Raw genomic sequence first — 13,861 nt, forward strand, 5'->3', positions numbered from 1 at the left:
GCTTGTTGGGGAAATAGCACCAGGCCCATTAAACTAAAAAAGACGGAGCTTTTTGCTCCGCCTTAATGCTAGAATATTTTTTTCTCATTCAACTCGAGAGCTAATTCTTTAAAGAACTGTAGCGATTCTGGATTTCCCATTGAGTCTGCATTCACTACCTTATCAAACTCGAACCCTAATAACACTTTACGAATCGGGACTTCCATTTTCTTTCCGTTCAATGTTTTTGGAATTTGTTCAACGACATGGATTTGGTCAGGAATAAAGCGAGGGGACACATGCCCTCTGATTTGTTCCTTGATTTTTGCCGTCAATGAAGTATCCAGGGCTTTACCGGGCTTAAGAACAACGAACAGTAACAGTGAGGAACCCCGGCCAAGCACTTCCCTATCAATGACAAGGCTTTCCATCACCTCGTCTATCGCTTCGACGACCCGGTAGATATCGCTAGTTCCCATCCGTACACCAGAACGGTTGATGGTCGAGTCGGAACGTCCATAAATGATACAGCTGCCCTTGTCGTCGATTTTTATCCAATCACCATGTTTCCATATGCCAGGATACGTTTCGAAATAACTCTCGTAGTATCTTGACCCGTCTTGATCATTCCAGAAGTATAACGGCATGGACGGCATCGGTTTGGTAATGACCAATTCACCGACTTCATTAATCAATGTTTGACCATACTCATCAAAGGCTTCCGCACAAACCCCTAATGCCCTTCCTTGTATTTCTCCGATTCTCACGGGCAATGTTGGGACACCGCCAACAAAACCGGCACAAACATCGGTTCCGCCACTGGATGAACTGAGCCAGATATCCTTCTTGACATTCTCATACACCCATTTATAACCGTCGCCAGACAATGGAGCTCCAGTGGAAAAAAGAGCCTTCAATTTGGATAAATCATATTTTCCCATGGGTTTATTTCCTAACTTCATGGAATTGGTAAGGAAAGGTGCACTTGTTCCAAAGAAAGTCATGCCTGTATCTTCCGCCAATTCCCAAAGGGCATTCACATTCGGAAAAGAAGGACTGCCGTCATAAAGGACGATGCTCCCTTCATTAAGTAGACCGCCCATAAGGAGATTCCACATCATCCAGCCTGTCGTCGTAAACCAGAATACAGTATCCTCGGAAGTCATGCCTTGATGGATTCTTGTTGATTTAAAATGCTCCAATAATATACCGCCATGCCCTTGTACAATTGGTTTTGGCATCCCGGTTGTACCTGATGAATAAAGAATCCACAGCGGATGATCGAACGGAACACTTTCAAAAGATAATTCTGTCTTTTCTTTTAAAAGGTCATCCCAAGGAATCACATCTGCCAGATTCACTTCCAAATTCTTTTTTTCTATGTAAGGAACTAACACGGTATGCTTGAGAGTGACCAATTCCTGTATAAGCTGTGAGACGACTGATGTTTTATCATATACATTTCCATTGTACTGATACCCATCAACCGCCAGTAATACAACCGGTTCAACCTGTTTGAAACGATCTATGACACTTCTTGCCCCAAAGTCAGGTGAGCAACTGGACCAGATGGCACCTATGCTTGCTGTTGCCAAGAAAGCTATGACCGCTTCAGGAATATTCGGCATATAGGCAACAACACGGTCACCGGATTTCACACCAAGTTTCCTTAATGAATGGGCGACAGAAGCTACTTTTTCTTTCAGCTCTTTCCAGCTAACCTCTTGCTGCCTGATATGTTCGGAACGAAAAAAAATCGCCGTTTTTTCTTCTTGATCATTCAATAATGCATTTTCAGCATAATTTAGCCTTGCCCCCTCGAACCATTTCGCACCTGGCATTGTTTGCTCCGCTAAAACCCTATCATATTTCCTGGCTGCTTTTACATCACAATATTCCCAAATGGAAGCCCAAAATTCCTCCAGTTCATCTACCGACCATTTCCATAATTCATGATAATCATGAAATGTTAAACCTTTCTTTTCTTTTAACCATTTCACATATTGAGTCAATACCGTTTGCTCGATTTGTTCCTTTGTCGGTTCCCAAATGATTTGTCCATCTGTAAGCGATTTCATTTCATCATCTCCCTTAGGTATCAAATGCGTTATTGAATCATTTCATAATATTGGTAGTTTACTTAAATTGTAATCTATGAGTTTAAAACCGTCAATTTACACTAAACTTAAATCAGCTCGTTTCTATGTATAGGCAGGTTAATAGAGAAACATGTCCCTTTCCCTTGTACACTTGATACATGTACCGTTCCATCCATGCTTTTGATAACGCTATATGAAACCATCATTCCTAATCCCGTCCCTTTATTTTTTGTCGTGAAGTAAGGCTCACCTAAACGGTATATTTGTTCCTGTGTCATCCCAATTCCCTGATCTTGAATCTTAATTTGGATGGTGGTGGCAGCACGAATTAACTGTATGTATATTTCACCATCATGGTGCATCGATTCTACGCCATTCTTTAAGATATTGAACAAGCACCGCTGGAATTTCTTCCTTTCCCCCATGACATAATAAGCTTCATCTTCGATTAGGGATAGCTTCAATTCTGTTCGATTATTGTTAGCCAATGGTTTTATGTTGTTCACGACATGCTGAATTTCCTCGGATACCCTTAATCGCTCTGTGTTTTCAGGGCTTATGGCAGCAAACGTCAAATAATCATTAATGACATCTGTGGCCCGATCTAATTCCTTCAATGCAATATTTGCATAATTGACCTTCGTGTGGGAAGACACGTCTTCGCTTAACATTTGAATATATCCCCTGGTAACTGTAAGGGGATTTCTGACTTCATGAGATATGCTTGCAGCCAGATGACTAACGAGCTGCAACTTTTCCGCTTTCACTAATTTTTCGAGAACCTGAAAATTAGTGAGGATGACTTCCCATAATATGATCACAACAACGATTCCTATGACTTGAATCGTGAAGTATTGTTTCCATAGACTTATACCGATAGTAAGTTCAAATATTACTGTTGAAATAAACTGTGTGAGAATATGAACTATGAATATTAATGATATACCAATGCAGATTTTTTTACTGACAGACATTTTTAGATAGTATTTAGATATAAAAAACAAGGAAACACCCATGAGTGGAAAAGTGATGCATGAGATATAAAATCCATTTTCCCCCCCTGATAAATAGCGAATAAGAAGAGTGATGACTATCAATATGATTCCTAGCCGGTAGCCTCCATATAAACCGCCTAAAAGAAAAGGGATCCATCTAAGATCCCAAACAAAATCCTCTTCTATAACAACGGGAAACAGCATGCATAGAACAAGTGAAAGAATAGGGAAAATCGATAGGAAGGATCCTTTTAATGCATCTAAACGGTATACGTACTTCACTAGATAGCTCATTTGCAATAAAAAGATCGGAAAAAGGATAATTAAAAAGTTAATCAGTAAATCTTTTGTCATAAGATTCATTATTACACCGAACTTTCGATATTTTTCGAAGATTTAGACAGGTATATCAATCATAACAAGATAGAGAATGATAAGCTAGTGAAATTTCCATGCTGGACTAAAAAAAGATGCAGCTAGAGGGACCAACAAAGAAAGCGGATGATTCAGGGCTAAAAAAAAACACTGAAACGACGAAGTCATTTCAGTGCCATCAAAATAATATCCGAATACGAACTTAATAAAGAGCTGACTTTGCGAGCGTGGTGATTGTCGCATCATCCATCGGAGGATTATGAAGTCCTGCTCGTACATCCCTATAGTAACGTTGCAGGGGATTATTTCGTTGTAAGCTTTTGGCACCGACGACTCTCATCGCTTTATCGACGATGGAAATCGATTTGTTGACGACCGATAACTTAACAGCACCCAATTGCTTCGATAATTCATCATGACTTTCAGGGTGCCGCACCCATTTTTCTGCGACAGAGTAGAGGAAATGGTGTGCTTCGCCCAATTCCAGTTCCATCTCCCCGATTGTCCGTTGAACATTCGGAAGGTCCCTGATTGGTCCTGGTAAACTATTGGGAGAATAGGTTTTCGCAAATTCGACTGCGTAATTTCTGGCAGCCACTGCGATACCCAAGTAGCAAGCCGGTATATGTAATAGCCACGCTTCAGGCTTTCTTTTTTCACCAGGATTGCTTTTCATCACATAATACTTTTCAGGCAGGCTGACATCATTTAATACCAAATCGTGACTTCCTGTCCCCTGCATGGAAATCATATCCCAAGTTTCTTCTATACTTACCCCCATTACATCACGATGAATTAAAAATGTGCCTAGCTGCTCATCCTCGGGAACCCATGCCGTTACTAGAAAAATATCAAGGACGGGTGAGAGTGTAGTGAAAGTCTTTCTGCCATTCAAATTCCATTGTTGACCCTTTTTGATAGCGATCGTTTCCGGTCGGCCTCCGCGCGTCGGGCTTCCTGTTCCAGCCTCAGATGCTGCCGTGTTGATGAGAGCGCCTTTAGACACTTCATCAAACAATTCATTCATGACTCCTTTTTCCCATGGTCTCTTCTCCGTTAAGGATAGGACCGTTCCGACATGCCACCCTATTCCTAAGGCTGTCGGGCCGCAATATTGGGCTATTTTTTCTTGGCATAGGAGAAAATCATATAACGAACCGCCATATCCGCCATCTTCTTTTGCTAAAGTTAATTGGGGATATCCGAATTCCTTTAACTCCTGAATGTTTTCAAAAGGAAATCCCTTTGAATCATCAAGCGCTTCAGATCGGCCGGAAAAGGACTGAATCGCATCCTCTAATTTTTGTATATATTCTTTTTGCTTCTGTGAATGAAAAAACGACATGAAGATCATCCCTTCTGTAGTAAACAAAATCCTGAACCATTTTGCAGCAGAAACAGAACTGCGAACTCCACTTTATCATATCACCTTAGTGTAGTTTATGGTTTGAATCTGCCCATTAAGAGTCAATATCTTCATTTTTATATTCTTTGTTCGCGTTCTTGTAAGCTTCCTTCGCCTGATCAATATCTTTGTTTTCGAGAAAGTAAGCTATCGCTGCTTGCCCGATTCCATATGTGACCGCGCCCGCTACCGCACCTGAAACCGCTAGACCAGCTCCTGGGATGAATCGGACTGCAGCCCTGACACCTTCCCTCACAAGGAGACCGATTCCAACATTGATCCCTAATGCCGCAATGAATTCACTTGCAGTTTTTGTATTGATTTCTTTATCCGCGATAAAACCAATCACCACAATCATCAAACCTTGAATGCCGGTCAAAATGGGAAAATCAGCGAAAGGTATCGGCTCTGCACCTATTAAACCAGCTATTGCCGTAAACGTTCCCACTATCGTCCGCGCGAATTTCTTCTTAACGAATTGGCTCTGCATCGCTTTGGCGGTCTTCAGCTTCGCTTCACTGGGTAAGGCCTCGATCAAGTAATCAGAAAGCAAATCTATGTTCCAACGCATATCATATTCAATATTTCCATTTTCATCAAAATCAATATACGAACAAATAGGAATGATGTTCAATAGTGGTATTTCACTCTCTTTAAATCGTTTTGACATCAAAGCGATGGCTTCATCAATATTCTGTTTTTTCTTAGGATTGGCATCAAAAGGTGCTTGTTTATAATGTGGCGGATCTAATTCATCCACTTGGGTGACCACACAGATTACGGGTACATCATAATGGTGATTCTCTTTAACGATTTTGCGCAGCTTCTTCAACTCTTTTAAATCTTCTTCAACCCTTGAATCTGTTTCTTTTGCTTTAATCAAAAAAAGAAACACATCAGGCTGTTCTTCGGTTACCGCTTTTATCAATTCATCCATTGGTGTTTCTTCTTCGAACTCTTCCGTAGGAGCTTCACTCTCACCCAGTCCCCGGGAGTCCAGCAAACGGATTTTGGGCTCGGCATCACTCGGGTACCAAAGCCATTTTCCCTTACCCGTTCCAGATTTAACGGAACTGACATATTGCCGTTCCTGTCCAAACATCGCATTGATCAGTGATGATTTTCCGGACCCCCGCCTTCCTACAAGAGCAATTCGCGGTTCCCTTGCATCAACTGTCATCGTTTTAAGCTTTAGGAGCTGGTCGAGCATTTTGTTCTTTTTCGATTGTGAAATGGGCAGTTTATCTACCTGGCCTTTAATGAAACTGAATATGCTTCCCATTTCTTCGTGTTTTTCCACCATCAGTCATTCCCCCTTGTTAAGAAGTTTTTTAAGTAACATTTACCCTTGAACGATTCAATTTAAGCATGTAACTTCAATCTCCTTGCAAAATTAAGGGGCTCCATTTCTTATTTCATTTAACTCTTTTCTTTTAAGAACATAACGACACTGGCCATGTATTTTTGGATTTCCTGGACTTGAAAGGCTGCAGAATCCGCAATCTGTTTGTAATGATGCTGTCCTTCATCGGTGATTCGTAAATACCGTTTAGTTCGTTTTTCACTTTCCCACCTGCCGACAAGAAGGCCGTTCTCTTCCATTTCATGAGATAAATCGTATAAATAGCCGTTTGAAGCGATCCAACCGAACTGATTTTTAAGGAGATCGCCAATTTCCCCCATGTAAATGGGCTTCTTAGTGAAAGCGGCTTTTAAAGTTACATAACGGACAAGGTCTTTCACCGATATTATTTTCGAGAAATACGACCTGTATTCTTCTGGAAGTTCATTAATAACTGGTGGGTTTTCACCAGAACCCCTTAAATCGAACATGAAGCGATCAATGACCTTTTTCACTTCGGAAAACCGTTCCAGGAAATTTTCTTGATACCATATGTAAAGCTCTTTGCCTTTTTCAGTTATTTGATAATAATTTCTTCCCTTATTCGTATATAATGATAAATGATTGGATTCGACTAGCGTATTGGATATTTTACATAGATAGTCATAGCTATGCACTTTTCCAGTGAACGTATTTTTTAGGTCCTGATGAATCGCCCTTGGATAATTCGCTTTTATTCTCAAAGAGTGTAGTAAAAAAATCGTTAAAAATTCCCGCTGGCTCAACCCAACCGTTTCAACCGTTGCAGACAGTTTCTCCCCTTTCTTCACAGTCATTACCCCCTTTATATAGTGTTTATATAACATATTATTAATTATTTCTTCCTTCCCCTTATTATCCTGTGCTCCCACATAATAGTAAAGTTTTTAATGCCTAACTGCCTAGTACTAATTTTTCGAATTTGATCTATTGTGGGTAAAGGGTATTCAGAATATTCTGCCGAGGTTTATTGTGAAATATTTCAATAAAACAAAAAGAAGAAACGGCACATGATTAGGCCGTTTCTTCTTTTTGTTTACTGTTCCGTTAAAATGATCGGATCTTCTTTTGTAATGACGAGGGTATGTTCATATTGGGCGGAGAGTTTTCCATCTGCCGTTCTTGCCGTCCAGCCGTCTTGGTCCATTTTCATATGCCATGTTCCTGCATTCAACATTGGCTCGATCGTGATGACCATTCCCTCTTTTAAACGGGCACCTTTACCTGGCTTACCATAATGTAGGACTGTTGGGTCCTCGTGCATGGTTTTACCGATTCCGTGCCCTGTAAAATCGCGAACAACAGAAAACTTTTCACCTTCTGCATATGACTGGATTGCATGCCCGATGTCCCCAAGACGATTTCCTGCCCGTGCAACTTCGATGCCTCTATATAAAGCATTCTTGGTTACATCCATTAAACGCTGAGTTTCATCGGAAACTTCTCCGACTGCATATGTCCAAGCTGAATCCGCCAAACCTCCGTTAAGGTTCACTACCATATCAATCGTAACGATGTCTCCCTCTTTTAAGGCTTTCTTTTGCGGAAAGCCGTGGCAGATTACATCATTCACTGATGCACACGTTGCATATTTGTAGCCGTTATAGCCCTTTTGTTCAGGAGTGGCACCATGCTCTGCCAAGTACTTATCGACAAATTCTTCGATTTCCCAAGTCGTGATGCCCGGTTTTATCATTTTTGCAATTTCTCTATGCGTCGCAGCAAGAAGTTTGCCCGCTTCATGCATCAAATTTATTTCTCGGTCACTTTTAATGGTTATCATTTAAAATCCTCTTTCGTTTTATAACTTTTCTGATTGAGACTCCTTATTTATCATATGCCTTTTTTTATATAAAAAGCAACCAAAAACCCGGTAAAAATCACCGGGTTAATTAATTCATGACCTTTTCCGTACCTGTAATACCGAGAAAAATAAGCTTTTGAATTACAAAAGTAAAAAAAATACGTTTTCCTTTACCCAATTGCTCTATGATTATTTTTTCGTGGGTGAATTACCTACAGAATTATAATTACTATTGACTTAATGGTCTCAAAAATTCTAAATGGGCCCATGAGCATTAATTGGGTATAAATTCCCATTAAACGCGAATGAAACTCTTCCTGTTTCCTCTGATACTACCAATACAAGGGCATCACTTCGTTCAGATAAACCTAAAGCAGAGCGATGGCGTGTTCCAAGTTTTTTTCCCCCTGTTGGTCTGTCTGAAAGCGGAAGGACATTTGCTGCGGAAACAATCTGATTTTGACTAACCAATACGGCACCATCATGTAGTGGATTTCCAGGAAAAAAAATTGATTCCAATAAAGAATGGGTTAACTCCGCTCCTATTGAAATACCTGGTTGGATCAAAGAATCAAGAGAATCTCCCCGTTGAATAACAATCAACCCGCCATGTCTCAAGTTCGACAAATTTTGTACACAAATTGATAATTCGGGATATTTGTCCGTAAATGGTGACAAATAACAGTTCAAATAAAATGTTGCTGCTTTCATATCGATGTATACGAATTTATCCTTTATTTTCTCGAAATTTCCAAGAAGACAATAATTTTCATCACCCATTGCTTCTAAGTTATCCTGTAATGCCGATATTACTTGACGAATTTCCTCTTTTAACATTTGTTTCATTGGTGAAAAATCACAATTGCCATTAGTCACAGGCATGCACCTCCCTTTTATTATTTCACTCTCTTTTATTCAATAAATCTTAATTATCTCTCTAAATGAACATTCTTATTTTCCCTAGCTCTGTTTATGCTTTGTTAAATTTATTATTATGAATGTACTTAAAGTTTGTCTTCAAGATAATTAATTATTCATCTTAACTAGCAATCAGTAATGACTTCACATTTTTTTATGTCATATGGACAAGGTAAGAGAATAGATATGTTAATGACCTGTTGAAAGATATTTTATAATAAGAGGTGGTATTAGATGCCTTACGTAACAGTATTTGACCAAGGAACGTTTGAAGTTGAGAATGGAAAAAAGTTAGTATTAGCATTGGAGGATAATGGTATTAATATTCTTCACCGATGCGGCGGGAAGGCTAAATGTACAACTTGCAGAGTGGAAATATTGGCAGGTGATTTTTTGGAGGTCACACAAAAAGAAAAAAAGGTCTTTGAAGACAAAGGAATGGAAGATCATTTGCGTTTATCTTGTCAAATTTACGTGAATGGAGACATAACCGTTCGGCCGATCAAGACGGTTGAGAACTCTGGACTTCCTGCTGGGACAAGGCCTGCAGACTAAATAGTAGTATCAAAAACATCAAAATGACTAAAAAATAGTTTTTCTAGTCGTTTTGATGTTCTTTTATCTTTAATGATTTACTTCTTTTCCATGACCGCAAAGTAATTATCTTCATTATCAGCAAAATTGAAGACTCTTCCAGATGGCATATTCACAAGTTCCCCAACTTTGATATTCTTCTCCGAAAAGTCTTTATATAATTCATCAAGATTATCCGAGTAAAACATTAACGAAGGTGTATTAAGATTTAATTCCGGCTGCATTTTAGCAATGAATTCCTTATTATGCAGGATGATACTCGTTTGTGCTTCCTTTGTTGGGGCTATTTCAATCCATCTTAGCCCTTGGCCGTTATCTTCTTCAGAAATTACACTAAAACCGAATTTTTCCGTCCAAAATTTCAATGACTCGTCTTGGTTATTTACATATAACATGATTTGACCGACTTTATTAATCATTTGCTTCTCTCCTTTTCTGCTGGCTCCGTTATTAATGATATCCATTACGTATAAGCATATTGTTGGTTGGAAATATATAACCAATTGAATCGTATAATAAATACAAGATTTAATCAATATTCACATTCCATTTACCGACTTTGGGAAGTCAATTTCTTACGTATTTTGCTTAATTATATAATCCAAATAATCTGTATGTGCGAATTCCCTTCCAGATATTGCGATACCACAGTTAATGGTACTTTAACTCTAACTCTCTTGGAGTAAAAAACCGTCTATGTGTTAATGCAAAAGAAAAATGATATTTTTAGGAAGCTTCCCCTGGTAGTTAAAAAAAGCTGTGTAAACTTTACAAACAGAAATTCACAGGAGTTGCAGGACTTTTCAATTTTCTCCAGAACTTCTATACAGAGTATTTCTCAAAGGAGGGTGAAATGGTGGTTCTATCGAAAGAGGGTTTGTTAAATATATTGGAAGGCAACAGGAGATTAACAATGCGGGTGGTTGAAGCCTTTCCTGAAGAGGAATTATTTCACTATACCCCGGCAGGGAAGCTTCGCCCTTTCGCAGAGATGGTTAAAGAAATCATGAACATTGAGACTGGATATATGCGTGGTATTGCACTTAGTGTTTGGGAGTATCCAGATTCGTTTGCTGGAATTTCCACCAAAGAGGAACTAGTTTCAGCATGCGAAGCAGTAAGGGATGATACTAGGAAACTGTGGGAGGAAATGACCGAGGAAACGCTTGCAATGGTGGAAAAGGATCCCTTTTTCGGTCCCTCACAAAGCCACTTTGACAGACTTCAATATGCCTTGGAAAATGAGATCCATCATAGGGGACAAGGTTATATCTATCTTAGAACGCTCGGAATTGAACCACCGGAGTTTTTCGTCAGGTAATAATGCAACATGATGTCAATAAACTTGTAGCAACGAATAAAAATAAAAAAATTGGAGTGAGATAGATGTCAGTTGATGCATATCTTAATTTTAATGGGAATTGTCGAGAAGCAGTAGAGTTTTACGCAGAGGTTTTTGGAACGGAGCAACCAAATATCATGACCTTTGGTGAAACACCGCCTAATCCGGAATTTGCACTTCCAGAAGAAGCGAAAAATTTAGTCATGCATACAAGGCTAAATATTAATGGAAGCAATGTCATGTTTTCCGATACTTTTCCTGGTATGCCCTTTGTTGAAGGCAACAATATCAGCCTGGCATATGTCGGTAGTGACTTGGATGAAATTAAATCGATTTTTAACAAACTAAGTGTAGGCGGCACGGTTGGTCTAGAGCTCCAAGAAACATTCTGGAGTAAAATTTACGGTCAGTTAACCGATAAATTCGGAATCAAATGGCAATTCAACTTCGAGAGCTGAGAAATGAACATGACACTTTATTGATTATTCTTCAATTTGGATATAGGTCTTTTCACTGGTGAAAAGTTTCTATATCCTTTTTTATTTCCATCACACTAGGGGCAAAGATACCGTAACTAGCATAAGGAAATAATTTTTCGTTAACCCTTAGGGGATGCTATATAAAGGTAATTAGTTAAATGATTGGCTAGTAAAAATTGAATTCTCAAACGGTTTTTAACTTCACCCTAACCCTTACATAATTTTCTAGGTTCCTGATAAATGGTGTATAGTAATAGGGTATTTCAATACTCGAAAAATAAATTTCACTTATAACCCAAATAACTGAAGGGTTTAGTTATCAAAGACTTACTAAATATGTAACCGAAAAGGAGAAATTATGAAAAATAAAATTCAAAAAATCACAACCAACTTGTGGTTTGATAATCAAGCTGAAGAGGCGGCAAAGTTCTACACATCCATCTTCGAAAATTCTAAGATCGGTAGGATCACTCGCTATGGAAATGAAGGAAATCAAATCCACGGGAAGCAAGAGGGGTCAGTGATGACCGTGGAATTTGAATTGGAAGGACAAGCATTCGTAGCATTGAATGGCGGCCCTCAATTCAAATTCACAGAGGCAATATCATTTATCATCAATTGCGACGATCAAGAAGATGTGGATTATTATTGGGAAAAACTTTCCGAAGGCGGAGACGAAAAAGCGCAAGTGTGCGGTTGGCTGAAAGATCGATTTGGTGTGTCATGGCAAATTGTCCCTGCAGAACTAACCGAGATGGTAAACGACTCCAATCCTGAAAAATCGGAAAGAGTTATGAAAGCGCTGCTCCAAATGAAGAAAATTGACATTAATACTTTAAAGCAGGCGTATATAGGATAGGTTCCAAGAAACAACTATCTTGTAAGTTGTGTTTATTCCAGAAGTGTACGATTTTGAAGTAACTAAAACCTAGTTTCTCGTTATTGTAGGTGTGAAATTAGGTTTTAATATTTGAATTTCCTTAAAGCTGTTAATCCCCATTTCCCTGGCGATCCCCCTATTAGAAAAGAAAAACCTTATTAAGTATAATGAAATAAATGATCTAGATAGTTTTTAAGGGAGAAATAGAAACGATGGACAATATATTTACACCAGCACTACAGCGTGGCGATGAAATAATAGAAAGAAAAATCCGCTATGACTCCTTAGTTGTGGAATATAACTGTTTGCTGTTAAAAGCACAAAATCAACATGTCGTGCTTTTTCATGAAATCATGGATTCTTTCACGATGAAAGCGGGTCCTATAAAACTAACCATTCCTATAGGCAGTTATACGATTGCTCATTATTGGAAAGACCGTCCTTATAATTTATACATTTGGAGAGATAACCAAGGGAATTATTTAGGATCCTATTTTAATATTGTAAGGAATACATATTTGGAGGATAAGTTGGTTTCCTTTGAGGATTTGATCATTGATATCTTGGTGCTTCCGGGTGGGGCACATTTTATTTTAGACGAGGAAGAGTTACCTGTGCCCTTAGAGCACTATGAGAGTGGTTCTGTTAAACAAGCCCTAAACTCTTTACTTGATTCCATTGATATTCTTCTTTCACAAACCATTTCAGAATCCGAGAAACTCTATAAACATAAAGACCTCCTTCCATGGTTGAACAACAAATGACATTGGTTTTGATACTTTGAACTCAACAACAGTGAAACCTTTAGCATGAACAAAAAGCCTACTTCATTCAGCAGGCTTTTTTGTTCTCCCTCACTCACCATCAGCTTGAGCCGATATACTGTCGGCAAGCTCCTCAATGTTCTTAGATACCTTCGCACTGTATGAGTAATCACCGTAGCAATATGGGTATCGAAAATTCTCTTTGTCTCCGCCGCAATCATAAAGGGTAGGGTTTTTTTCGACCTGAAGCATGGAAAACTTCTTCGCAAGCTCCTCAGTATGCTTGCCCCCTTTATTCGCAACGAAATCAATATAACCAATTCCCATGTTATATGCTTGAATGATCGTGGCAAAATCCACGTCCTTTTCATTGCCATATTCATTGATTCTCTTAAAATGTTTCACTCCATACTTAATGCTTTCCGTTGGATCTGTGATTGTATTTGGATCAAGACCCGCTGACTCAGATGCCTGCATTGGGTCACCGCCCCGTCCTCGGCTTTCCTGCTGCATCAAAGCAATCAATGTCGAAGTATGCTCCTCAAGCCCGTATTTAGCCAACTCGTCTCTGAGAAGTGAACTATACTTTTTCACGTTCGCAAAAGAATCAAGCGTATTTACTGATGTGGAAACATTTTCAGAATTGGGGGTTCGCATGATCTCCTTTATTAGCAAAAATGCAAAAATGAGGATAAAAATGACAAAAACATTCTTTGATTTCTTACGTTTCTTCTTCACAATCTCTCTCCGTTATCTCTAAGTTATATATTTATATCTTAACAAATAGTAAGAGTTATAACTATTTAGAATACCAATTAAATGTTCTTGAAAATGAGATTACTAGTA

Annotated in this window: 14 protein-coding genes; 5 read left to right on the forward strand and 9 right to left on the reverse strand. The window is 38.9% G+C overall.

Annotated features, from left to right (window positions below; translation table 11 throughout):
* Positions 1-68 precede the first annotated feature (68 nt).
* The 7 genes from FNK51_RS23645 to cdaS form a co-directional block, all read right to left on the reverse strand.
* Positions 69-2,057: an acetoacetate--CoA ligase gene (locus FNK51_RS23645; protein ID WP_141994891.1), complete on the reverse strand. Its 1,989-nt coding sequence runs from the start codon at positions 2,055-2,057 to the stop codon at positions 69-71.
* A 107-nt stretch (positions 2,058-2,164) separates the two neighbouring features.
* Positions 2,165-3,436: a sensor histidine kinase gene (locus FNK51_RS23650; RefSeq protein WP_141994892.1), complete on the reverse strand. Its 1,272-nt coding sequence runs from the start codon at positions 3,434-3,436 to the stop codon at positions 2,165-2,167.
* A gap of 214 nt (positions 3,437-3,650) precedes the next feature.
* Positions 3,651-4,793 (reverse strand): acyl-CoA dehydrogenase family protein, encoded by a 1,143-nt coding sequence (locus tag FNK51_RS23655; protein ID WP_141994893.1) that lies wholly within the window; start codon positions 4,791-4,793, stop codon positions 3,651-3,653.
* Between the two features lie 115 nt (positions 4,794-4,908).
* Positions 4,909-6,156, reverse strand: a complete 1,248-nt coding sequence (locus FNK51_RS23660) for a GTPase family protein (protein ID WP_141994894.1) — start codon at positions 6,154-6,156, stop codon at positions 4,909-4,911.
* Positions 6,157-6,272: 116 nt separating this feature from the next.
* Positions 6,273-7,025: a PadR family transcriptional regulator gene (locus FNK51_RS23665; RefSeq protein ID WP_181762328.1), complete on the reverse strand. Its 753-nt coding sequence runs from the start codon at positions 7,023-7,025 to the stop codon at positions 6,273-6,275.
* A 245-nt stretch (positions 7,026-7,270) separates the two neighbouring features.
* Positions 7,271-8,017: a type I methionyl aminopeptidase gene (map, locus tag FNK51_RS23670; protein ID WP_141994896.1), complete on the reverse strand. Its 747-nt coding sequence runs from the start codon at positions 8,015-8,017 to the stop codon at positions 7,271-7,273.
* A gap of 276 nt (positions 8,018-8,293) precedes the next feature.
* Positions 8,294-8,920 (reverse strand): sporulation-specific diadenylate cyclase CdaS, encoded by a 627-nt coding sequence (gene cdaS, locus FNK51_RS23675; RefSeq protein ID WP_141994897.1) that lies wholly within the window; start codon positions 8,918-8,920, stop codon positions 8,294-8,296.
* A 270-nt stretch (positions 8,921-9,190) separates the two neighbouring features.
* On the opposite strand from cdaS, the gene FNK51_RS23680 reads away from it, so the two are divergent.
* Entirely contained in the window at positions 9,191-9,511 is a 321-nt protein-coding gene (locus FNK51_RS23680; protein WP_098372254.1) for a 2Fe-2S iron-sulfur cluster-binding protein, read from the forward strand.
* 77 nt (positions 9,512-9,588) lie between these two features.
* On the opposite strand, the gene FNK51_RS23685 is transcribed toward FNK51_RS23680, so the two are convergent.
* On the reverse strand, positions 9,589-9,969 hold the full coding sequence (locus FNK51_RS23685) for a VOC family protein (protein ID WP_063233829.1): 381 nt from the start codon (positions 9,967-9,969) through the stop codon (positions 9,589-9,591).
* Between the two features lie 434 nt (positions 9,970-10,403).
* On the opposite strand from FNK51_RS23685, the gene FNK51_RS23690 reads away from it, so the two are divergent.
* The 4 genes from FNK51_RS23690 (at position 10,404) to FNK51_RS23705 (ending at position 13,015) form a co-directional block, all read left to right on the forward strand.
* A complete protein-coding gene (locus FNK51_RS23690) occupies positions 10,404-10,871 on the forward strand; it encodes a DinB family protein (RefSeq protein ID WP_141994898.1) in 468 nt (155 codons plus the stop codon).
* A gap of 65 nt (positions 10,872-10,936) precedes the next feature.
* Positions 10,937-11,350 (forward strand): VOC family protein, encoded by a 414-nt coding sequence (locus tag FNK51_RS23695; protein WP_141994899.1) that lies wholly within the window; start codon positions 10,937-10,939, stop codon positions 11,348-11,350.
* Positions 11,351-11,729: 379 nt separating this feature from the next.
* Positions 11,730-12,230 carry a VOC family protein gene (locus FNK51_RS23700; RefSeq protein ID WP_141994900.1) on the forward strand — a complete coding sequence of 167 codons (501 nt, stop codon included), beginning with the start codon at positions 11,730-11,732 and terminating at the stop codon, positions 12,228-12,230.
* A gap of 233 nt (positions 12,231-12,463) precedes the next feature.
* Positions 12,464-13,015 carry a ribonuclease FAU-1 family protein gene (locus FNK51_RS23705; RefSeq protein WP_141994901.1) on the forward strand — a complete coding sequence of 184 codons (552 nt, stop codon included), beginning with the start codon at positions 12,464-12,466 and terminating at the stop codon, positions 13,013-13,015.
* Between the two features lie 90 nt (positions 13,016-13,105).
* Here FNK51_RS23705 and FNK51_RS23710 read toward each other — a convergent pair whose 3' ends face one another.
* Entirely contained in the window at positions 13,106-13,753 is a 648-nt protein-coding gene (locus FNK51_RS23710; protein WP_260398090.1) for a lysozyme family protein, read from the reverse strand.
* Positions 13,754-13,861: the final 108 nt, after the last annotated feature.

It is taken from the genome of Bacillus sp. B4EP4a (assembly GCF_006680105.1).
Taxonomy (GTDB): Bacteria; Bacillota; Bacilli; order Bacillales; family DSM-1321; genus Peribacillus; species Peribacillus simplex_E.

Bases quoted from the DNA above. Each gene is read 5' to 3' on its own strand.
- FNK51_RS23645 (WP_141994891.1), bottom strand. From the start codon at position 2,057: ATGAAATCGCTTACAGATGGACAAATCATTTGGGAACCGACAAAGGAA.
- FNK51_RS23650 (WP_141994892.1), bottom strand. From the start codon at position 3,436: ATGAATCTTATGACAAAAGATTTACTGATTAACTTTTTAATTATCCTT.
- FNK51_RS23655 (WP_141994893.1), bottom strand. From the start codon at position 4,793: ATGTCGTTTTTTCATTCACAGAAGCAAAAAGAATATATACAAAAATTA.
- FNK51_RS23660 (WP_141994894.1), bottom strand. From the start codon at position 6,156: ATGGTGGAAAAACACGAAGAAATGGGAAGCATATTCAGTTTCATTAAA.
- map (WP_141994896.1), bottom strand. From the start codon at position 8,017: ATGATAACCATTAAAAGTGACCGAGAAATAAATTTGATGCATGAAGCG.
- cdaS (WP_141994897.1), bottom strand. From the start codon at position 8,920: ATGCCTGTGACTAATGGCAATTGTGATTTTTCACCAATGAAACAAATG.
- FNK51_RS23680 (WP_098372254.1), top strand. From the start codon at position 9,191: ATGCCTTACGTAACAGTATTTGACCAAGGAACGTTTGAAGTTGAGAAT.
- FNK51_RS23685 (WP_063233829.1), bottom strand. From the start codon at position 9,969: ATGATTAATAAAGTCGGTCAAATCATGTTATATGTAAATAACCAAGAC.
- FNK51_RS23690 (WP_141994898.1), top strand. From the start codon at position 10,404: ATGGTGGTTCTATCGAAAGAGGGTTTGTTAAATATATTGGAAGGCAAC.
- FNK51_RS23695 (WP_141994899.1), top strand. From the start codon at position 10,937: ATGTCAGTTGATGCATATCTTAATTTTAATGGGAATTGTCGAGAAGCA.
- FNK51_RS23700 (WP_141994900.1), top strand. From the start codon at position 11,730: ATGAAAAATAAAATTCAAAAAATCACAACCAACTTGTGGTTTGATAAT.
- FNK51_RS23705 (WP_141994901.1), top strand. From the start codon at position 12,464: ATGGACAATATATTTACACCAGCACTACAGCGTGGCGATGAAATAATA.